The organism is Burkholderia sp. Ac-20353 (assembly GCF_017104785.1).
Taxonomy (GTDB): Bacteria; Pseudomonadota; Gammaproteobacteria; order Burkholderiales; family Burkholderiaceae; genus Burkholderia.
The window spans coordinates 55,837-77,270 of sequence record NZ_JAAGPL010000019.1 but is presented as its reverse complement, the minus strand read 5'-3'; the positions used below and the strand labels follow the sequence as shown (position 1 = coordinate 77,270).

Here is a 21,434-nt window from a genome sequence, read left to right as displayed (position 1 = left end):
CGGACGGCGCGCGCGCGGCGCCGTCTTGCGGGCAGGCTTTTTCGGCTTCGCATCGGCGGCCGCGTCGGCGAACGCTTCGGCCGGCGCGGCCGCTTCCGGTTGCGGCTCCACGGCGGCGGTGACCGCCGCCTTCGTGCCTGCCGGCGTCGCGACGGCAGGCACGCTTTCGACAAACATCTCGACCTGCGGCGCGTCCGCGTGGGTCCGCTCCGCGTGCTTCCCGTCGCCGTGCTTGCGCTCGCCGAGCTTCGCGTCGGCATGCTTCGCGTCGCCGTGCTTCACGTCACCGTGTTGCTCGCCGCCGTGTTGCTCGTCACCGTGCCGCGCATCGGCTTGCTGCGCGCCGGCTTCCTTCGCGTCTGCCCTCTTCGCTCCGCTCTTCTTCGTCGCGGCCTTCTTCGCCGCGCTCTTGCGCGCACGCTTGCGACCGTCCTTCTTTTCGTCGTGCACGTCACCCGTGCCGGCCGCGTTTGCGCGCCCCGCCGCTTCCGCCGCTTCCACCGCTTCCGGTGCAGCAGCTTCGACCACGTCGCGCTCTGCCGCCTCGGCGACGACCGGTGCCGCCGCTTCCTTGGCGTGCGCGGTGCCGTGCCGCCCGTGGCGGCGCTCGCGTTCGGCGTGCACGGGCTCGACCGCCCGCATGTCATCCGCCATCGACACATCCACCGACACCGCCGACTCCACCGCCGCGGCCTGGCGCGCGCGCGACACGAACGCGCCCGACTTGTCGTCACGGCCGACCTCGAGCAGGCCGCGCGCCTGCGCCTCGTCGAGCAGGTTGCCGAATGCGCGGAAACCATAATACGACTCGTTGAAGTCCGGCTTGCGGCGCTTGATCGCGCTCTTCAGCACCGACGCCCAGATCTTGCCGACGTCGTCGCGCTCCGACGCGAGCGCGTCGAAGGTCTCGACCGCGAGCGCGATCGCCTCGGCCCGGCGCACTTCGAGCTCGGGCTTGCGGGACGGCTCGTCGGGCCGCTTCGCGCCGCCGTTGCCCGCGCGCTGCTGCTGTTCGCGCTTCGCGAGCGCGCGCTGCTGCTCGCGCACGAGATCGTCGTAGAAGATGAATTCGTCGCAGTTCGCGACCAGCAGGTCCGACGTCGATTTCTTCACGCCGACGCCGATCACCTTCTTCGCGTTCTCGCGCAGCTTCGACACGAGCGGCGAGAAATCCGAGTCGCCGCTGATGATCACGAAGGTATCGACGTGCGACTTCGTGTAGCAGAGATCGAGCGCGTCGACGACGAGCCGGATGTCGGCCGAGTTCTTGCCCGATTGCCGCACGTGCGGGATCTCGATCAGCTCGAAGCTCGCCTCGTGCATCGCCGCCTTGAAGCCCTTGTAGCGATCCCAGTCGCAATAGGCCTTCTTGACGACGATGCTGCCCTTCAGCAGCAGCCGTTCGAGCACCGGCTTGATGTCGAACTTTTCGTACTTCGCATCGCGCACGCCGAGCGCGACGTTCTCGAAGTCGCAGAACACCGCCATGCTGACGTTATCGAGGGGTAATGCCATGTGTACTCCAACCGGTTGGCCGACGCGTTGAATTGCGTAGCGGCAGAAAATGCGTCGCGCACATGATAGCCGGTCGGCGGGGTCTCACCCGCGATAGTTGCATGCCGGCTGCTCGGCCGTCCCCGGTACGCCGCCGCAGGTACGCCCCCATTTCGCCGTCCGCCGGCGGGCCAAATCGACATACACTTGAGTATCGGTCGTCCGTCCCCATCTGGACTGGCGACGCATCGATCAAGGAGCGGTTTCATGACGACCAAGGTACTGCTGATTGGCGCCGCCGGCCGCACCGGCCAGGCCTGTGCCGATCTTTTGCTCGAGCAGCCGGAATTCGAGGTCACGGCGCTGGTGCGCCGGCACGGCTACACGCTGCCGGGCGCGAAGGTGATCGAGGCCGACCTGACGGACGACTTCTCGCACGCATTCCAGGGCATCACGCACGTGATCTATGCGGCCGGCTCGGCCGAGTCGGAGGGCGCGGCCGAGGAGGAGCAGGTCGACCGCGACGCGGTCGCGCGCGCGGCCGACTATGCGCTCGCGTGCAACGTGCAGAAGCTGGTCGTGATCAGTTCGCTGTCCGCGTACTGGCCCGAGCGCAGCCCCGACGCGTTGCGCCACTACTCGCAGATGAAACGCGAAGGCGACGAGCGCGTGATCGCATCAGGCGTCGACTACGTGATCCTGCGGCCGGGCCCGCTCGCGGACGGCCCCGGCGTCGGCAAGATCGCGCTGACCGAGGAGCGGCTCGACCACGCGCTGCCCGTATCGCGCCAGGACGTCGCCTGGGCCGCGATCGAGGCGATCAAGCTCGGAATTTCGAAGAAGACGATCGGCTTCGTCGGCGGCAGCGTGCCGATCGAGCAGGCGCTGCGCGCATGACGCCCGCAGGCACCGCCGCCCCGGCCGCGCCCGCCGCCACGCCCGCCCCGCGGCATGCCCGCAGGGCGGGCGTCCCGTTCGTTCCTTTCGTTCCATTTACGGCTTCGGGTGCGCGTCCGCCCACGCCTTGACGGCCGCGAGCGTGTTCTCGACATGCTTGTCCGGCGACAGGCTCGTGTACTCGTACAGTACCTTCCCTTCCGGCGAAATCACGTAGGACACGCGGTTCGCGACGCTGAGCGCGGGCAGCTTCGCGTCATACTCGCGGATGATCTTCGCGCCGGGATCGGCCGCAACCGGAAACTTGCTGCGACACTCGCTGACCGAAAACTTCGCCAGCGTGCCGATATCGTCTGCGGATACGCCGATCACGGTCGCGCCGTACGCGTGGTAGCGATCGACCGCGTCCGCGAACGCGTGCGCCTCGATCGTGCAGCCCTTCGTGAACGCGGCCGGATAGAAGTACAGCACCACCGGCCCGCGCTTCAGCGCGTCGGCGAGCGAATACGTATAAGTCTTGCCGCCCAGCGACGCCTGCGTCGTGAAATCCGGCGCCCGGTCTCCCGCCTTCAGTTCCGCGTGCGCACTCAGCGCATAGCCCGCGACGAGCGTCGCCGCCGCGGAACATACCATCGACACCATCAGTTTTCGCTTCATATGCGTCCTCATTTCTTATAAAGTCAGCTTCGATGCGTGACGCGCCGGCGTTCGCCAAACGAACATCGGCGCACCATCCGGGTGCGCGCGGCCCATGTCCCGGCGGGTCGCGCGTTAAAGATTCCGCGTGGTCTGCCGTTATTCCTTCCGGACAACCGGTTCCAGCCCTTCACGTCAGCGAGAAACATGGAAGCCAACAGGAAACAGACGCCACGCAAGGGCTCCTGGCGTAGTGCCTTGCATACGCTGCGCCGCTTCGCCTGGTCAGGCGGCGCGCTGATGCCGGCGCGCGCCGGCGCGCCGCGCCGCGACGACACCGTGCGCAACTGGCTGGAACAGACGGTCGGCGCGGTGGACTTCCTCGCGCACGTCGATCGCGAACTGCGCTTTCTCTACGTGTCCGATGCGAGCCTGCGCTTCATCGGCTACCACCGCGACTACCTGCACACGCTGACGCTGCGCGATCTCATCGCCGAGCAGGATACCGCGGCGCTCGAAGGTCTGCTTGCGCGCGCCGCGCGCTCCGGCCACGTCGAGAAAGCGACGATGTGCATCGTCAAGTCGCTGACCTACCCGCTCGACGTCGAGGTGCGGGCAGTCAAGAGCCGCCACCACGGCGTCGACGGCTTCGCGATCGCGGCATTCGACGTGTCGTCGTGGCGCGCGCTCGAGGCGCGCCTGACCTACGAAATGCATCACGACCCGATGACGGGGCTCGACAACCTGTCGGCGCTCGTGCCCGCGCTGATGCGCGCGCAGCAGACCGCCGACGAGAACGGCACCTGCGCGGCGCTGCTGCTGCTCGACCTCGACGATTACCAGCGGATCAACCGCGCGCTCGGCTACGACGCCGGCGACGCGCTGCTGCGCGAAACCGCGCAGCGGCTGCAGGCGCTGATGGCGCCGGATGAGCAGCTCGCGCGGGTCGCGAGCGACAAGTTCGCGATCGTGTTCAACGCGCCGGGCCGCGCGCAGGCAAGCGACGTCGCGGGCGCGCTCGGCCGCCGGCTGCAGGCGGCCGTGCGCCAGCCGTACGTGTATCACGGGCAGCCCGTGCACCTGTCCGCGAGCATCGGCATCGCGCTCTACCCGGACGAGCGCGCGGCCCCGCATCGCGCGCAGCACCACAGCCCGCTGCTGCGCCGCGCGGACCACGCGCTGTCGCAGGCGAAAGCGTCGGGCGGCAACGCGCTCGCGTTTCATACGCCGGTCGACGACCCGTCCGATGCCGAACGCCTGAAGCTCGAGGCCGACCTGTACGACGGCGTGCGCAACGGCGAGTTCTCGCTGCATTTCCAGCCGATCACGCGCAGCCAGTCGGGCGCGGTGGTCGGCGTCGAGGCGCTGATCCGCTGGAGCCACCCCGTGCACGGGCTCGTGCCGCCGGCCACCTTCATTCCGCTCGCCGAATCGATCGGCCTGATCAACTACCTCGGCAACTGGGTGCTGAAGGCCGCGTGCATGCAGCTCGTCGCATGGGACCGCCAGGGGCTCGCGCTGCAGTACGTCGCGGTGAACGTGTCGCCGCAACAATTCCGCGATCCGCGCTTCACGCAGAGCGTGCGCGACGCGATAACACTGACCGGCATCGACCCGCGCCGCATCGTGCTCGAGATCACCGAGAGCCTGCTGATGCACGACCCCGCGCACGCGAAGGGGCTGCTCGAGGAGCTGACCGACCTCGGCATCCGCTTCGCGATCGACGATTTCGGCACCGGCTACTCGAGCCTCGCGTATCTGCAGCGCTTCCCGCTTGCAAAACTGAAGATCGACCGCAGCTTCGTCGAGAACCTGCTGACGTCGCGCAACGACCGCGCGATCGTGTCGGCGGTCGTCGGCCTCGCGCAGACGCTCGATCTCGAACTCGTCGCCGAAGGCGTCGAGACCGAGGCGCAGCGCGCGCTGCTGACCGAGATGGGCTGCAACCATATCCAGGGCTGGCTGGTCTGCAAGGCGCTGCCGTCCGAGGAACTGGCGCAGCGCTTCGAGGCGCAGCAGTTGCGCCTGCACGCGGCCGCTTGACGCGCCACCGCGAACAGAACGGATCCGTATGTCAATCACCGAACACCTGCCCCGGACGGCGCTGCTCGACAAGCTGTGGGCCCGGATGAACGAACGGGGCGATTTCCCGCTGCTGTCGGAATCGCTGCGCGCGACGATGGCCGCGATGAAGAGCGACGACCTCGACTTCACCGCGCTCGTGCGCGTCGTGCTGTCGGACTTCGCGCTGACGCAGAAGGTGCTGCGGCTCGCGAACTCCGCGATGTACATGGCGTTCGGCGGCAACATCACCACCGTGACCCGCGCGCTGATGGTGCTCGGGATGGACGCGGTCGGCCACCTCGTCGTCGGCCTCAAGCTCGTCGACCACTTCCACCAGAGCACGCCGCGCCGAATCGACGCGAAGCTCGAGCTGAACCGCGCGCTGCTGTCAGGCTGCGTCGCGCGCAAGCTGACCGAGCACGTCGACCTGCGCGCCGGCGAGGAAGCGATCGTCTGCACGCTGATGCGGCAGGTCGGCAAGCTGCTCGTCGTCTGCTATCTCGACACCGAATGGGACCGGATCCGCCGGCGGGCGGCCGAGCTGCACGGCGACGAGGCCGCGGCCTGCGTCGACGTGCTCGGCGTCGGGTTCGACGAGATCGGCCTCGAAGCAGCCACGCGCTGGCGGCTGCCCGATGTGATCCGCGCCGGCATGGCCGACGACGACGAACTCGTCGAGCTGATCGGCGGCGACGCGCGGCAGGACGACGGCGACGGCTCGGCGAGCGAAGTGCACTGGCTGCGCGCGGTGAGCCGCTGTTCGACCGACGTCGCGACTGCGCTTGCGATGCCGGCGAGCCCGCAGCGCGATGCGCGCATCGCGTCGCTCGCGCAGCATTACGGCGCGATGCTCGACACGGAGCCCGACGCACTCGTCGTGATCGCCGAGCAGCTCGCGCGCGAGGAAACGAGCGACACCGTGATGCGCGAGATCGTCGAGCTGCGCGCGAACGCGGACGCGATCGCCCGCGCGCAGGCCGAACCCGAGGTCTATCTCGAGGCTGGCCTCGCCGACCTGCGCGCGCTGCCGTCCGAGCATGTGCTCACGCCGGTGCTCGCGCTCGCGTCCGAAAGCCTGCTCGCGGGCCTCGCGTTCACGCGCACCGTGATGTTCGTGCGGCACGACGACGGCACGTTCGCCGCCCGCCTCGGCTTCGGCGACGGCGTCGACGCGGCGCTCGGCCGCTTGCGCTTCGACGAGCGCTTCGAGCCGGACGTGTTCCATCTCGCGATCACCAATTCGGTCGGCATCTTCATCGAGCAGGCGCAGGACCCGAAGATGGTGAAGCGCCTGCCCGCGTGGTATCTCGACGCGTTCGACGACACGCACGCGTTCGTGCTGCTGCCGGTGCGCGTCGATGCGTCGACGGTCGCGCTGCTGTACGGCGACTGGTCCGGTGCGCAGCGCGCGCGCAAGATCTCGCAGCAGGAAATGGGCGTGCTCAACGAGCTGGCGCGGGAATTGAGCCGGTTCTTCAAGGCCTGAACGGCAAACCGGCCGCTGAAAAGCAAACCGGCCGCATCTGCGGCCGGTTTGCATCATGCGGCGAATCGGATCGCGCGCTTACTTGAGCGTGACGGGCACGCTGAAGTACTTCTTTGCGAGGTTGTCAATCGTGCCGTCCGCCTTCAGTTCCTTCAGCGCCTGATCGAGCGCGGTCTTCAGCGCCGCGTCGTTCTTGCGCAGGCCGAAGCCGACGCCCGAGCCGAGGATCTCGGCATCGCTGACAGTACCGCCTGCGTAGCCGAAGCCCTGGCCTTGCGGCTTCGACAGGAAGCCCTTCGCGCCCGCTTCCGAATCCTGGAAGGTCGCGTCGAGACGGCCCGACTTCAGGTCCGCGTACGCGAGATCCTGCGTCTGGTACGGCACGACTTCGACGCCGACCGGCGCCCACTTCTTCTTCGCATACGCTTCCTGGATCGTGCCCTGCAGCACGCCGACGCGCTTGCCCTTCAGCGATTGCGGGGTCGGCAGCAGGCCGCTGCCCTGCTTCGCGATCAGCTGGTTCGGGATCGTGTAGATCGGATCGGTGAACGCGACCGCGTGCTTGCGCTGGTCGGTGATCGTCATGTCCGAGTTGATCGCGTCGAACTTGCGCGCCTGCAGCGCCGGGATCAGACCGTCGAAGTCGTTCTCGACCCACACGCACTTCGTCTTCAGCTTCGCGCACACCGCGTTGCCGATGTCGATGTCGAAGCCGGTCAGCTTGCCGTCGGGCGTCTTGTATTCGAACGGCGCATACGATGCCTCGACGCCGAAGCGGATCTCTTTCAGATCCGCGGCAAACGCGCTGCCCGCCACCACGGCCACTGCCGCCACCGCCGCGTGTGCGGCCACTTTTCGCCAATCCAACTTCATTAGAGGGTCCTCCTGATACGAACGGTATTTCCGGAACAACGTGCGCACGCATCATTGCAGGGTCGGAATGCCCGGACAATCGCGATGCGTCGCCGTGATGCGGCGCAACAGCCGCAAGGCCGCGATTGTACCAATCCGCGTGCGCCGTCACGGCAAAGCGGCCCGCCGGACCGGTTGCTGCACTGCGCGCCGGACACCGCGCGCGACGCATGCGGAACTTGCAAGACGATGTCGCAAACACGCAAGGCAATGGCGTCGCACGCGCGGCCGGCGCATCGCGCGCGCGAGCGTCGGCGCATCGCTCAGACGAGCGCGGCGAGCGTCTCGCGGGTCGTGTCGACGACGAGCAGCCCCGCGCGCAGCCCGGGCTTCACCGACGGGTTCGGAAACACGATCCGCTCCTCGTCGTGCTGCACCGTGTAGCGGTACGCGCCGTCCTGCGCGAGCACCGTGCCGCGCGGGAACGGCGTGAAGTTCGCGACGTCGGCCGCGACGAACAGCTCGAGCGCGTCGCTCTGTTTCGTGATCTGGTCGATCACGGTGAACACGCGCGGCAGCGAAGCGTCGGCATCGCGCTGCGGATGGCCGCCCTGCTGATAGCCGCCCCGCTGCCCCGACACGAGCGCGCGCACCGCGCGATTGGCGGCTGCAAAGCGCGTCAGGTCGTTCTGGCCGAACGGCCGCACCTTGCCGAGCTCCAGCGTGCACGCCAGCGCGCCGCAATGCTCGGCCGTGAAGTGCGAATACGTGAACCCTTTCGCGGAGTGCAGCAGCACGGCCGCGATGCATGCGTCGCCGAGCCATTCGATCATCGCGCGCGACGGCGGCGTGCCCGTATGCGGCAGCAGCGCGAACTGCTCGAATACCGACGCGCGGATCGCCGTGTGCATGTCGATATGCCAGCGCGCGCCCGCTTCGGCCGGCGCGGCCGCGAAGAACGACGCGGCGGCCGCCTCGAGCTGCACTGCGCGCGGCGCTTCGCGGCTGTCCGGCACCTGTGCGTGACGCCCGCTGAACAGCCGGTTCAGGTCGTCGTCGAGATAGCGCTCGCCCGCGCGCATCGCCGGCGAATTGCCGAGCACGACGAACAATCGGCACGCGAGCGGCAACGCGCCCGCCGCGATATCGCGCACGAGCATCGACAGCAGCTCGATCGGCGCGGTCTCGTCGCCATGCACGCCGGCCGACACGAGCACGCTGCGGCCGGACGCTACGTCCGCCGCGTTCGCCGTGTACGGCTCGAGTGCCAGCAGCCCTTCGCCATGCCACTGCCAGCGCACCGCGCCGTCGGCGCAGACGCCGTCCGTCGCGGCAGGCGTGTCGCCCGCGAGCGTGAACGCGAGGAAATCGTCGAGCCAGGCCGCGCCGCCCATGCGGGCCTCAGCGCTGGAAGTCATACAGCGACCCGACGCGCAGGATCTGCGTCAGCTCGTCGAGCGCGGTGCGCGACTCGTCGAGGAGCACCGGATCGGCGAGGTCTTCCGGCGCGAGGCGGTCGCGGTAGTGCTTTTCGATCCATGCGTCGAGCGACGCGAACAGCGTGTCGTTGATCCACACGTTCGACGTGACGGCCGCGCGCTCCGCGTCGTTCAGCACGACGCGCAGGCGCAGGCACGCGGGGCCGCCGCCGTTCTTCATGCTTTCGCGCAGGTCGAATACGAGCACGTCGCGGATCGGGCCGTTGCCGGCCGCGAGGCTGTCGAGATACGCAGCGACGTTCGCGTTCTCGCGGCTTTCCTGCGGCACGACGAGCACTTGCGAACCGTCGGCGCGCGACAGCAGCTGGCTGTTGAACAGATACGACGTCACCGCGTCATTGACGCTCACCGCCGCATCGGGCACCTCGATCACGTTCAGACGCGCGCCGCGCGCGTCGAGCGCCGCGGTCAGCGTGTCGTAGATCGCCTGTTTGTTGACGAACGCGCGCTCGTGCGTGAACAGCGTGTCGCGGTTGCCGACCGAGATCACGTCGTTGTGGAACACGCCCGCGTCGATCACGTCCGGATCCTGCTGCGCGTAGACCGTCGCTTCCTCGCGCAGCCCGTGGCGATGCGCGACCGCGCGGCTCGCCTCGAAGGTCTGGCGCGCCGGGAAGCGCTTCGGCTCCGGTCCGCGGCGGTATTCCGAGCGGCCGTACACGAAGAACTCGACGCCCGGCTGCCCGTATTCGGCGCAGAAGCGCGTGTGGTTCGCCGCGCCCTCGTCGCCGAGCGCGGGCGTGCCGGTCAGCGCTTCATGCACCGCGAAGTGCGCGGGATCGGCAAACAGCGTCGACAGCGTGCGGCGCGTCGCCTCGTGCTCGATCGCGCGGTGCAGCTTGCTGCACAGGTTCGCCGGCGTGAAGTGCACGCGGCCGTCGCTCGTGTCGGCCGATGGGCTGACGGTGGCCGCATTCGCGGTCCACATCGCCGATGCGGAGCTCGCCGCGGCGAGCAGTTCGGGCGCCTGTTTCGCGGCCTTCGCGATCACGTCCGCGTCCTTGCCCGAGAAGCCGAGCTCGCGCAGCAGGCGCAGCGACGGGCGCTCCTGCGGCGGCAGCACGCCCTGCGCGAAGCCGAGGTCGGCGAGCTGCTTCATCTTGCGCAGCCCCTGCTTCGCGGCGGCCTTCGGATTCGCTGCGGATTTTTCGTTGTTCAGCGACGCGACGTTGCCGAACGACAGCCCGGCGTAGTTGTGAGTCGGGCCGACGAGTCCGTCGAAATTGGCTTCTTGTGCGTTCATCGTCGTTCCCTCGTTCAGAAGTGCAGGCCCGGCGACAGGCTCGCGGGCAAGGTCAGTTGCGTGCTTTCCACCGACGCCATCGGGTACGCGCAGTAATCGGCCGCGTAGTACGCGCTCGGCCGGTGGTTGCCGGAGCGGCCCGTGCCGCCGAACGGCGCGGCCGACGACGCGCCGTTGGTCGGGCGGTTCCAGTTGACGATCCCCGCGCGGATCGTGCGGCGGAAGTGTTCCCACACGCGCGCATCGTCGGCGATGAGGCCCGCGGACAGGCCGAACGCAGTGTCGTTCGCACGCTCGATCGCGGCGTCGAACGTCGTGTAGCGGATGATCTGCGCGAGCGGGCCGAAGTGCTCCTCGTCGGGCAGCTCGGCGACGCCGGTCACGTCGAGGATCGACGCGTTCACGAAGCCGAGGCGCGGGTCGCGCTGCGCCATCTCGATGATCGGCTTCGCGCCCTGCGCGACGAGGCGCGCCTGCGCGTCGACGAGCTTCGCGGCCGCGCGCGCCGAGATCACCGCGCCCATGAACGGCTGCGGATCGGCGTCGTAGACGTCCGCCGTGATCTTCGACGTGACGTCGGCGAGGCGTGCGACGAAGCGGTCGCCGTAAGCGCCTTCCGGCACGAAGATGCGGCGCGCGCACGTGCAGCGCTGGCCCGCCGACAGGAACGCCGACTGGATCGTGTGATGCACGGCCGCGTCGAGGTCCTCGACCTCGCCGATCACGAGCGGGTTGTTGCCGCCCATCTCGAGCGCGAGCACGATCTCCGGACGGCCGCCGAACTGCTTGTGCAGCAGCGTGCCCGTGTCCGAGCTGCCGGTGAAGAACAGGCCGTCGATCTGGCGATGGTTCGCGAGCGCGATGCCGGTGTCCTTCTCGCCCTGCACGAGGTTCAGCACGCCGGCCGGCAGCCCCGCATCCTTCCACACTTCGACGGTCGCGCGCGCAACGCCCGGCGCGAGCTCGGACGGCTTGAACACGACCGTGTTGCCCGCGATCAGCGCCGGCACGATATGCCCGTTCGGCAAATGACCGGGGAAGTTGTACGGGCCGAACACCGCGACGACGCCGTGCGGACGGTGGCGCAGCACCGCGACGCCGTCGGCCATGTCCTGGCGCTTCTCGCCGGTGCGCTCCTGGTACGCCTGGATCGAGATGCCGACCTTCGCGGCCATCGACGCGACTTCGGTACGCGCTTCCCACAGCGGCTTGCCGGTCTCGCGGCCGATCGCGGCGGCGAGCGCTTCCTTGCGCTCGTTGAGCAGCGCGGCGAAGCGTTTCGCGATTTCGCAGCGCGCTTCGAAGGCGAGCGCCGACCAGTCGGCGAACGCACGGCGCGCGCTGATGACCGCGCGATCGACGTCGGCGGCCGATGCGCTCGCGCCCTGCCACGCGATTTCGTCGGTGCCCGGGTTGCGCGATGCGAAGGCGTGGCCCGAGCCTGCGACCCAGGCGCCGTCGATGAAGAGTTCCGTCATGATTCGTTTATCCCTGTTTGACTTTGAGCGGCAGCACGCGGACCGGATCGCCGGCCTTCACGTCGAGCGCGGCGGCATCGACGGCCGACAGCACGAACGTACCGTTCGCGATGACGCCGGGCGCGACGCCGACGCGGAAATCGCCGAGCGACGTGTTCGACACGAGCGATCTCGGCGCACCCGCGTCTGATTCGCCCGCATCGGGCACGCCGATCGCGACCGGCACGACGACGCTCTCGCGCACCGTGCGCAGGTCGTTGACGTGGCATTCGAGCACAGGGCCCGCGTCGAAGATGTCGACGTGGTTCTGGTAGCGCAGCCCTTCCGCCTCGAGCATCTTGCGCGCCGGCAGCGTATCGCGGTGCGTGAGCCCGACCGCGTCCTGCGCGTCCTGCGGCAGCAGGTCGACGTACACGGGGTAGCGCGGCATCAGTTCCGCGAGGAACGACTTGCGGCCGTGCGAGCTGAGATAGTCCGCCGCGTTGAAGTCGATCTGGTAGAAGTGCGAACCGACTGCGCGCCAGAACGGCGACGTGCCGTCGTCGTCGAAGTGGCCGCGCAGCTCCGCGCAGATGCGTTCCGGAAACAGTTCGCGGAACTGCGCGATGAACATGAAGCGCGAGCGCGACAGCAGGCCGCCGACGCCGCCCGTGCGGTAGCGCGGGCTCAGGAACAGCGAGCACACTTCCGCATAGCCGGTCAGATCGTGCGAGATGTTCAGCGCGGACATCCGCGTCCATACGCCGAGCTCCTGGCTCGCGTGGACGACCGTGCTCACGCGGTAGTTGTAGAACGGCTGCTCGAGGCCGACCTGCGATTCGATCCCGCACACGCCCGCGATGTCGCCCGTCGTCGAGTCTTCCATTACGAAGAAGTAGCCGGCTTCCGACGGCGCGGCCTGCCCTTCGAGCGTGCGGCGCGTGCGTTCGATGCGCGCGGCGAGCGCGTCGCGGTCGGGCTTGAACGTGGTCAGGCCCGGACCGGTTTCCTTCGCGAGCGACACGAGCGCATCCACATCGCCCGTTTGTACGACCCGAACGACGATCATGCTGCGTCTCCCTTCGAATGTTCGTCATCGCGCTGGTGCAGCGGCACGCAGCGCACGACATCGCCGTCCTTCACGTCGAGCGCCGCGCGCACGTCGCTGGCGAGCGGCGCGTCCTTGCCGGCATCGGCCGGCAGGTCCGCGAGCACGCAGCGGAACGATTCGCCGCTGCCGCTCGACACGAGGTACGCGACGTCGCCCTGCTGGCGCGCGGCCTCGCGCACCGTGCGTTCGGCCGCGTGCGTCACGCATGCGGTGCGATCGACCTGCTGGGTCAGCACCGGGCCCGCGTCGAAGATGTCGACGAAGCGGTCGGGCTCGAAGCCTTCCTCGAGGTGGATGTCGTACGCGAGCAGCGCGGTGGCGTTCGGCTCGCCGAGCACGCGCTGCGCGGCTTCCGGCAGTAGCGGCACGTACAGCGGATAGCCGGGCATCACTTCGGCGATGAACGTGCGGCTGCGGCCGCCCGACGCGATGTCGACGTCGGCGAAGTCACGGCCGAAGAACTTGCGGCCCACCGCTTCCCAGAACGGCGACGCGCCGCTCTCGTCGCTCACGCCGAGCAGCAACGTGAACACTTCGGGCGTGAAGCGGCGGCGGTTCGCGGCGATGTACATCATCCGCGCGCGGGAAATCAGGTGCGCGGCCGCGTCGCCGCGCAGCGACGGATCGACGTAGAAGCCCGCGAGCCGGCTCTTGCCCGTCAGCTCGTGCGACATCGTCAGCGCGTGGATCTTGCGGTTCACGTGCAGCTCGCGCGACGCGTGGATCAGCGCGTCGTTGCGAAACGCGTAGAACGGCTCGGAGTAGCCGGCGGCCGCCACGATGCTGGCGGTGCCGAGCAGCTTGCCGGTCGCGGCGTCTTCCAGCACGAAGAGATAGAACTCCTCGCCGGGGAAGTCGACGTCCGCGCGAAACGAATCCTCCGAGAGCGCGACACGCGCCTCGAGCGCCGCGCGATCATGCGGCAGCGAGTGCAGGACCGGCTGCGCAGTGCGCGCCATGTGCGCGAGCGCATCGAGATCCGTGAGTTTGCCGGGGCGAACAAATAGCATCGTCGTTCCTGTCAGCGATGGGTGCGCGCCTCAGCGCGCGGTGGCTTCCTGAGCGGCGACCACCTGCTCGACCGCCTTCTCGAAGCGCGCGAGGCCTTCGTCGAGCACGTCGAACGGAATCACGAGCGACGGCACGAAGCGCAGCACGCTCGGGCCTGCGATCAGCATGATCACGCCGTGCTCGGCGGCTGCGGTCACGAAGTCCTTCGCCCGGCCGTCGAATGCGGCCGTGAGTTCCGCGCCGACCAGCAGGCCCTTGCCGCGCACTTCCTTGAAGATGCCGAAGCGTGCGTTGATGCGCTCGAGCGCGCCCTTCAGGCGCACGCTGCGTTCGCGCACGCCTTCGAGCAGTGCCGGGTCGCCGATCAGTTCGACGACCTTGTCGGCGATCGCCGACGCGAGCGGGTTGCCGCCGTAGGTCGTGCCGTGCACGCCGACCTTGAAGTGGGCGGCCAGTTCTTTCGTCGTCAGCATCGCGCCGATCGGGAAACCGTTGCCGAGCGCCTTCGCGGTCGTCAGGATGTCCGGCGTGACGCCCGTGTCCATGTACGCGTAGAAGTGGCCCGTGCGGCCGACGCCCGTCTGCACTTCGTCGAAGATCAGCAGTGCGCCGTGCGCGTCGCACGCTTCGCGCAGCGCCTTCAGGAAGGCCGGATCGGCGGGGATCACACCGCCTTCGCCCTGCACGGGTTCGACGATCACCGCGCAGGTTTGCGCGCCGATTGCGGCCTTCGCGGCTTCGATGTCATTGAACGGCAGGTGCTTGATGCCTTCGGGCACCGGGCCGAAGCCTTCCGAGTATTTCGGCTGGCCGCCGACGCTGACCGTGAAGAACGTGCGGCCGTGGAACGACTGCACGAACGAGATGATTTCGTATTTGTCGGCGCCGTGGCGTTCGAACGCGACGCGGCGCGCGAGCTTCAGCGCGGCTTCGTTCGCTTCCGCGCCCGAGTTCGCGAAGAAAGCGCGGTCGGCGAAGGTCAGCGATTCGAGGCGCTTCGCGAGGCGCAGCACCGGCTCGTTCGTGTAGCCGTTGCCGATGTGCCAGAGCTTGCGGCTTTGCTCGTCGAGCACCTTCAGCAGTTCCGGGTGGCCGTGGCCGAGCGACGTCACGGCGATGCCGCATGCGAAATCCACGTACTCGCGACCCGCCGTGTCCCACACGCGGGAGCCCTCGCCGCGGTCCGGCACGAACGGTGCGGGGGAAAACACCGGCACCATCACTTCGTCGAAGGTCTGGCGGTTCACGGTCAGGGTCGTCATGGCGGTTTCTTCCTTTCGGTTGAGGTCTTGAAACAATAGGTTCAAGTTTAGGTAAGGGGCGGGCAAGCGTCTTGCAGATTTGCGACGGGTTCTATCGGGATGCCTCGGGCGTTTTTTTTTTGCCTCCGGCGGGGGTGCGTGTGTTTTTTTGCTCGGTCCCGATTTCTTGTCGGTCTATTTGGGTCGCCCCTCCCCGGGGCGGGGCGACACAAATAGACCGATAGGATTACGGGTGCTTCACGCCCGCCGCTGAAAGACCACCCAAAAAGCGCCCCCAGGACCGCTAAGTCCTTATTTATTCTCGCGCTCGACGAGCGCCCCAGCCCGAGGTTCGGCGCCACCCCCAGTCTGCTTCTCGAGCCACGCCCGCCGATCCTCGCGAGGCGTCACGCCAAACCTCTCACGGTACGCATTAGAAAAATGCGCAGCAGAAGAAAACCCACAGGCGAGACTGACCTGAACGACCGACTTGCTGGTCCGCTGCAACTGCGTCCTGGCCTTGAGCAACCGCAGATTGAGGTAATACTTGGACGGCATCGCACCAAGATACTGCCGAAACAACCGCTCGAGCTGCCGGCGCGACACCCCGACCAACCCGGCGATCTCATCCGTCGTCAACGGATCCTCGATATTCGCTTCCATCAGCAGCAACGCGTCATTGAGCTGAGGATGCCGCTCCCCGGGGGCCGTCACGAACGGAATCCGCTGCCGCTCCTCGCCGCTGCGCAACGTCCCGGCGCCGAGCGCATCCGCAATCCGCTCCGCCAGCTCCGGCCCGTGCTCGCGGCCGATCATCGCGAGCATGAAATCGACCGTCGCCTGCCCGCCCGCGCACGTAGCCCGATCCCGGTCGATCTCGAAGATCTGCTGCGTGACGATCGAACGCTCGAACTGCTCGGCAAACTGCTGGTACGTCTCCCAGTTCACGCTCACGCGATAACCGGACAGCTGCCCGGCCATCGCCAGCCACCACACGCCATGGTGGATGCCCGTCACGACCGGCGTGCGCTGCCCGACGCGCGCAAGGCTCGCCAGGAACAACCGGTAGTCGGCAAACTGCTGGAACCGCTCGGAAACGACGATCAACCAGTCGCACGCCACCGCGTCATTGAACGCCGCATCGGCATGCCATTGCGCGCCGCCGGCGAGCGGCACCGGCCGCCCGTCCCACGAACACACCTGCCAGCGGTACAGCAGCCGGCCATCGATCTCGTTGGCGAGACTCAACGCATCGACGATCGGACCCACGCCCGACATCGACACGGGCGGCAAAGCGACGATCGCCACCTGCGTCGTGCGGGTGGCGCCTGCGGGACGGGACACCGGTACCACGTATGCGACCTGCCGCGCTGCGTTACTTGAGACTGCCGGACAGGAACTGCTTCAGGCGCTCGCTCTGCGGGCGCACCAGCACCTCCGACGGATGGCCCTGCTCCTCGGTCCGGCCCTGATGCAGGAACATCACGTGGTTCGACACGTTGCGCGCAAAGCCCATCTCGTGCGTGACGACGATCATCGTGCGGCCTTCCTCGGCCAACTTCTGCATCACCTTCAGCACTTCGCCGACGAGCTCCGGATCGAGCGCGGAAGTCGGCTCGTCGAACAGCATCACGTCCGGATCCATCGCGAGCGCCCGCGCGATCGCGACGCGCTGCTGCTGGCCGCCCGACAGGTGCGACGGATACTGCTTCTCGACCCGCGGCGGCAAGCCGACCTTCTCCAGGTACTCGCGCGCACGATCCTCGGCTTCCTTCTTCGAGATGCCAAGCACGTGCACGGGTGCTTCCATCACGTTCTCGAGCACGTTCATATGCGCCCACAGATTGAAGTGCTGGAACACCATCGCGAGCTTCGTGCGGATCCGCTGCAGCTGCTTGTGGTCGGCAACCTCGAGCGCGCCGGTCTTGTCGGCCTTCGTGCGCACGGCCTCGCCGTCGACGACGATCTGCCCCGCATTCGGCCGCTCGAGAAAATTGATGCAGCGCAGGAACGTGCTCTTGCCCGAGCCGCTCGCGCCGATGATGCTGATGACGTCGCCGGCCTTCGCGTTCAGCGACACGCCCTTCAGCACCTCGTTGTCACCATAGCGCTTGTGAATGTCGACCGCCGCAAGCTTGCAGGCAGCGCCCGTTTGAGTGATCTCGGCCATCTGGCTCTCCTCGAAGTGAAATCAATGACGGCCGGCCGCGAGATACGCGAGCCAGTGGCGCTCTGCACGGCGAAATGCCGCGACGAGTGCGAACGATACCGCAAGATAGATCAGCGCGGCGATCCCGAACGACTGGAACGCCATGTACGTCGCCGAATTCGCGTCGCGCGCGACTTTCAGGATGTCCGGCACGGTCGCCGTGAACGCAACCGTCGTCGCGTGCAGCATCAGGATCACCTCGTTGCTGTACAGCGGCAGCGCACGGCGCAGCGCCGACGGCAGGATCACGCGGCGATACATCGTGAACGGTGTCATCCCGTACGCGCGCGCCGCCTCGACCTCGCCGTGCGGAATCGCGCGGATCGCACCGGCGAAGATCTCGGTCGTGTACGCGCAGGTGTTCAGCGCAAACGCGAGAATCGCGCAGTTGAAGCCGCTCCTGAAGAACGCGTCGAGCAGCGAATGCGACCGCACGAATTCCAGGCTGTACATGCCCGTATAGAGCAGCAGAAGCTGCACGTAAAGCGGCGTGCCGCGGAACACGTACGTGTAGAAGCGCACCGGCATCGACACCCACTTCTTCTTCGACACCCGCGCGACCGCGAGCGGCACCGCGCACACGAAGCCGAACGAAATCGACGCGACGAGCAACCACAGCGTGACCGCAAGGCCCGACAGGCGCTGGCCGTCCCAGTAAAGGAACGCCTGGCCGAATTCCTGGAGAATTTCGATCATAGGTCTGCGTGGCGCACGCCCGTGGAATAACGTTTCTCGAGCTGCATCAGCACGAGGTTGGAAACGGTCGTGATCGCGAGATAGATCAGCGCCGCGACGAGGATGAAGAAGAACATGTTGAACGTGCTCTTGCCCGCGTCCTGCGCCGCCTTCACGACGTCGGCGAGGCCGATGATCGACACGAGCGCGGTCGCCTTCACGAGCACCTGCCAGTTGTTGCCGATGCCCGGCAGTGCGAAGCGCATCATCTGCGGGAACATGATCCGCACGAACACCCGCAGCCCGCTCATCCCGTACGCCGCGCCGGCCTCGAGCTGGCCGCGCGGCACCGACAGGAACGCACCGCGAAACGTCTCGGTGAAATACGCGCCGTAGATGAAGCCGAGCGTCAGCACGCCGGCAATGAACGGGTCAATGTCGATCTGATCCCAGCCGACGAGGTCGGTGAACTGGTTCAGCCAGATCTGCATGCTGTAGAACAGCAGCAGCATCAGGACGAGATCGGGCACCGAGCGGATCAGCGTCGTATAACCGGTCGCGATCGAACGCAGAAACCGGTTGTGCGACAGCTTCGCCACCGCGCCGATCAGCCCCAGCGCCACCGCAGTGGCGAGCGACAGCACCGACAGCTCGATCGTCTGCACGGTGCCGGCCCAGAGGACGGGACCAAAGCCGTAAAGAAACACGCGCGTCTCCAGAGTTGGAATGAAAGCCGGCGCGCATGCGTGTCCCGCGCCGGGCTGACGCGGATAGTCGCAAGCGGAAATGATTGTCTCAAATCACCGTGCGTCGCATTGCTGCATCGCAACAATCCGGGGCGGCGCTCGCAATACCCCGCTACACGGCTGTTTCAAAAGGAAAAAAGCCGCTCCCTGACAGTTGGACTACACGCCGGGAAGCGGACTTTTTGCAATTTTCCGGTCGCTTTTTCGATATAGCGCCGGGGGGCGGTCACTGGGTCAGTGCCCTTTCAGAATGTCGGAGCGCGACGTCGTATAGACGAGGCCGTCGGGGCCGAAATGCACGTTGAAGAATGCGTCGGTGTTGACGCCGTCCTCGAGCCAGCGCCAGCTCCAGACGATTTCGGGCTTCAGCGGATACTCCGCGATCTCGCACGGCTTGCCGAGCAGGCGCCGCACCTCGTCCTCGCTCATCCCGGGCTGCACCTTCGCGAAGTTGGCCGCGGTGAGCACCTGCGTCGCGCCCGTGTAGCGCCCGTTCGCGTCGATGTCGACGAACCAGGTCTGATTGCCCATCGGGCCGCGCGGATACTCGAGGCGCTTCGAACCGTCGGTGAACACCCGCTCGGTGTCCGGCTTGCCCATCGTGCCGCGGATGTCGGCCTCGGTCGATTCGCCGGGCTTCAGCCCCTTCAGCAACAGCGGCGCAGGCTTGATCGCGTTGAAGAAATCCTTGAGACGTTGCACGTTGAACTCGCTTTGCTGGTCGTCGCAACCGGATAACACCAGCATTGCGGCCACTACGGCGACGGGGAACAGCCGGAAACGGAAAATCATCGGGAGCAAGCCGCATCGGGACAAACACGCGGCAAGCATACCCGCGTGGCGCCAAAAGCGCGAGACGGGCGCGCGGCCCGTCTCGTTCAGTGCATCGTTTCGGTTTCGGCTTCCGATGCTGTTTCTGTTGCGTGCGCACGCGCCGGCTGCGGCGCACGCGGCACGGGCGCGTTGATCCTGCGGCGCGTATGCGCAAGCTCCGCGAGCTGCCACGAGCCGAGCGCGAGACAGCCGAACACGACCTCGCGCGCGCGCTTCACGAGCGCGAGCGACAGCGCCGTGTCGCGGTCGACGCCGAACATCTGCGCGAGCAGCACGACGGTCGCCTCCTGCACGCCGAGGCCGCCCGGCACCATGAACGCCGCGTGGCGCGCGGCCTGCGTCATCGCCTCGATCGCGAGCGCGCCGCCGATCGACACCGGATGGCCGAGCAGTTCGAGCGCCCAGTAGATCTCGAGCGCACCGACCGCATAGCCGGCCAATTGCCAGAAGAATGCGCTGAACAGGAGCCCCGTGCGCGACATCAGCGCGTCGATGTCCGCGTCGAGGCGCTTGCCGTCGACGCCCTGCAGCAGCCGGTGCGAATCGCCGAGCAGCCGGCTCGCGAACCGCTCGATAGCATGGAAGATCCCGCCGCGCCGCATCAGCACCACGCCGAGCACCGGCAGCGGCAGCGACAGCACGAGCGCAAGGCCGATCGTGCCGCCGCTCATCTCGTGCGTCGACGCGAGCAGCAGCACGAGGCCGAGCGCCGCGAACGCGTACTGGACGACGATCGTGACGAGCACCTCGACGATCACCGACGCGGTCACGCGGCTCGCGTCCGGCACCTGCCAGCGCGCGAGCCGGATGCCGACGAGCTCGCCGCCGATCCCGACCACCGGCAGCAGCCGGTTGACGGCCTCGCGCACGGTCGCGATCCACCACAGGAACGGCAGCGAGCTGCGCTTGTCGAGCAGCAGGTGCCACGCATATGCGTCGAGCAGCAGCGGCAGCGCATGGAACGGCACGAGCCACAGCAGCGCGAACCCCGCGCGGCCGATCATCTGCGTGACGTCGCCGACACCTTCATGCAGCCCCAGCACGAGCAGGAGCCCGATGCCGATCGGCCAGCCGAGCCATTTGATCCACTTGCTCACGACGGCTGCGCTCCCGGTTGGCGCGCCGCGCGCGGTGCGCGCGACGGCGAAGGCTGGCCGAACACGTCGGCAAAGCCGCCGGTCGCGACGCCCGCCGCCTTCAGCGCGGCGGCGACGCGCGGCGACAGCAGCGCATCCAGTTCGTCGACCGGACGATAGCCGGCCATCGTCGGCGTGATCGGACCGTCGCCGGCCTCGGCCGGATGGCAGTAGATCTCGCCGACGCCCGGCGGCAGCTTCGCGAGCGCGTCGAGCAGCACCGCCTCGTCCATCCCGCCCGTGTGCTCGATGCCGACCACGTAGTCGTTGTGCGCAATCCCGGCACGGTCGAGCCGCGCGCGCACGAGCGCGATCCACGGCTTGAGCAGCGCGGGCGCACTCGTCTCGTAAGGCAGCCGCACCGCGCGCAGCCCGTAGTCGCGGCCGATCTCGATGATCATCGACAGCACGGTCGGATGCAGATGGAAATGCTTGTGCGCGTTCACGTGGTCGAGCGGCAGGCCGCTCGCCGCGAACGCGTCGAACTGCGCGCGGATCTCGCGGCGCAGTTGCGCACGCACGTGCGGCAGGAAGAAGAAGCGACAGCCGTCCTTCGCCATCGCGTCGCCAAACCGCCCGTCGGCGCCGACGAGCGCGGGGATTTCATGCGCGGGCAGCGTGGCCGGGCCGTCCGCGAGGACGAGATGCAGGCCGACCGCGAGCGACGGCAGCCGCCGCGCGCGTTCGATCGCATCGGCCGCGGCCGGCGCGGCGACCATCAGGCTCGCGGCGTTCAGCACGCCGTCGCGATGCGCGCGCTCGACCGCCGCGTTGACGCGCGGATGCAGCCCGAAGTCGTCCGCGGTGAAGATGAGCGCCCGCGCCGCCCGCTCGGTCGTCACG

Annotated in this window: 19 protein-coding genes; 3 read left to right on the top strand and 16 right to left on the bottom strand. The window is 67.8% G+C overall.

Annotated features, from left to right (window positions below; translation table 11 throughout):
• Positions 1-1,515 (bottom strand): NYN domain-containing protein (locus G3N94_RS09665; RefSeq protein ID WP_205792155.1); only part of this gene is annotated, 1,515 nt, incomplete at its 3' end.
• Positions 1,516-1,761: 246 nt separating this feature from the next.
• Here G3N94_RS09665 and G3N94_RS09660 point away from each other — a divergent pair.
• Positions 1,762-2,391: an SDR family oxidoreductase gene (locus tag G3N94_RS09660; RefSeq protein WP_205792154.1), complete on the top strand. Its 630-nt coding sequence runs from the start codon at positions 1,762-1,764 to the stop codon at positions 2,389-2,391.
• Positions 2,392-2,487: 96 nt separating this feature from the next.
• On the opposite strand, the gene G3N94_RS09655 is transcribed toward G3N94_RS09660, so the two are convergent.
• Positions 2,488-3,048 (bottom strand): peroxiredoxin, encoded by a 561-nt coding sequence (locus G3N94_RS09655; RefSeq protein WP_205792153.1) that lies wholly within the window; start codon positions 3,046-3,048, stop codon positions 2,488-2,490.
• Between the two features lie 279 nt (positions 3,049-3,327).
• Here G3N94_RS09655 and cdpA point away from each other — a divergent pair, with 279 nt between their 5' ends.
• On the top strand, positions 3,328-5,070 hold the full coding sequence (cdpA, locus tag G3N94_RS09650) for a cyclic di-GMP phosphodiesterase CdpA (protein ID WP_205792158.1): 1,743 nt from the start codon (positions 3,328-3,330) through the stop codon (positions 5,068-5,070).
• Positions 5,071-5,098: 28 nt separating this feature from the next.
• Entirely contained in the window at positions 5,099-6,577 is a 1,479-nt protein-coding gene (locus G3N94_RS09645; RefSeq protein ID WP_205792152.1) for an HDOD domain-containing protein, read from the top strand.
• A 78-nt stretch (positions 6,578-6,655) separates the two neighbouring features.
• Here the strand turns inward: G3N94_RS09645 and G3N94_RS09640 are convergent, their stop codons facing one another.
• From G3N94_RS09640 to hpnK, 14 genes are all read right to left on the bottom strand, one after another.
• Positions 6,656-7,450, bottom strand: coding sequence for an ABC transporter substrate-binding protein (locus G3N94_RS09640; RefSeq protein ID WP_205792151.1), 795 nt, complete (start codon positions 7,448-7,450; stop codon positions 6,656-6,658).
• 302 nt (positions 7,451-7,752) lie between these two features.
• On the bottom strand, positions 7,753-8,823 hold the full coding sequence (gene astE / locus G3N94_RS09635; RefSeq protein WP_205792157.1) for a succinylglutamate desuccinylase: 1,071 nt from the start codon (positions 8,821-8,823) through the stop codon (positions 7,753-7,755).
• Positions 8,824-8,830: 7 nt separating this feature from the next.
• Positions 8,831-10,171: an N-succinylarginine dihydrolase gene (gene astB, locus G3N94_RS09630; RefSeq protein ID WP_205792150.1), complete on the bottom strand. Its 1,341-nt coding sequence runs from the start codon at positions 10,169-10,171 to the stop codon at positions 8,831-8,833.
• A gap of 14 nt (positions 10,172-10,185) precedes the next feature.
• A complete protein-coding gene (gene astD, locus G3N94_RS09625) occupies positions 10,186-11,649 on the bottom strand; it encodes a succinylglutamate-semialdehyde dehydrogenase (protein WP_205792149.1) in 1,464 nt (487 codons plus the stop codon).
• Between the two features lie 7 nt (positions 11,650-11,656).
• Positions 11,657-12,697, bottom strand: coding sequence for an arginine N-succinyltransferase (astA, locus tag G3N94_RS09620; RefSeq protein WP_205792148.1), 1,041 nt, complete (start codon positions 12,695-12,697; stop codon positions 11,657-11,659).
• Positions 12,694-13,749: an arginine/ornithine succinyltransferase subunit alpha gene (gene aruF, locus G3N94_RS09615; protein ID WP_205792147.1), complete on the bottom strand. Its 1,056-nt coding sequence runs from the start codon at positions 13,747-13,749 to the stop codon at positions 12,694-12,696. The genes astA and aruF overlap by 4 nt, the downstream gene beginning before the upstream one ends.
• Before the next feature lie 30 nt (positions 13,750-13,779).
• Entirely contained in the window at positions 13,780-15,012 is a 1,233-nt protein-coding gene (locus G3N94_RS09610; protein ID WP_205792146.1) for an aspartate aminotransferase family protein, read from the bottom strand.
• A 291-nt stretch (positions 15,013-15,303) separates the two neighbouring features.
• Positions 15,304-16,344 carry a GlxA family transcriptional regulator gene (locus G3N94_RS09605; RefSeq protein ID WP_205792145.1) on the bottom strand — a complete coding sequence of 347 codons (1,041 nt, stop codon included), beginning with the start codon at positions 16,342-16,344 and terminating at the stop codon, positions 15,304-15,306.
• Positions 16,345-16,366: 22 nt separating this feature from the next.
• Positions 16,367-17,161 carry an ABC transporter ATP-binding protein gene (locus tag G3N94_RS09600; protein ID WP_205792144.1) on the bottom strand — a complete coding sequence of 265 codons (795 nt, stop codon included), beginning with the start codon at positions 17,159-17,161 and terminating at the stop codon, positions 16,367-16,369.
• Positions 17,162-17,182: 21 nt separating this feature from the next.
• Complete coding sequence (locus G3N94_RS09595; RefSeq protein ID WP_124599012.1) at positions 17,183-17,896, bottom strand: ABC transporter permease; 714 nt, start codon at positions 17,894-17,896, stop codon at positions 17,183-17,185.
• The gene (hisQ, locus tag G3N94_RS09590; RefSeq protein WP_205792143.1) at positions 17,893-18,582 is read right to left on the bottom strand and encodes a histidine ABC transporter permease HisQ; all 690 of its coding nucleotides are present in this window, start codon (positions 18,580-18,582) and stop codon (positions 17,893-17,895) included. Before hisQ ends, G3N94_RS09595 begins: the two co-directional genes overlap by 4 nt.
• Before the next feature lie 273 nt (positions 18,583-18,855).
• A complete protein-coding gene (locus G3N94_RS09585) occupies positions 18,856-19,413 on the bottom strand; it encodes a hypothetical protein (protein WP_205792142.1) in 558 nt (185 codons plus the stop codon).
• A gap of 86 nt (positions 19,414-19,499) precedes the next feature.
• On the bottom strand, positions 19,500-20,552 hold the full coding sequence (locus G3N94_RS09580) for a lysylphosphatidylglycerol synthase domain-containing protein (RefSeq protein WP_205792141.1): 1,053 nt from the start codon (positions 20,550-20,552) through the stop codon (positions 19,500-19,502).
• Positions 20,549-21,433, bottom strand: coding sequence for a hopanoid biosynthesis-associated protein HpnK (hpnK, locus tag G3N94_RS09575; RefSeq protein ID WP_205792140.1), 885 nt, complete (start codon positions 21,431-21,433; stop codon positions 20,549-20,551). Before hpnK ends, G3N94_RS09580 begins: the two co-directional genes overlap by 4 nt.
• Position 21,434: the final 1 nt, after the last annotated feature.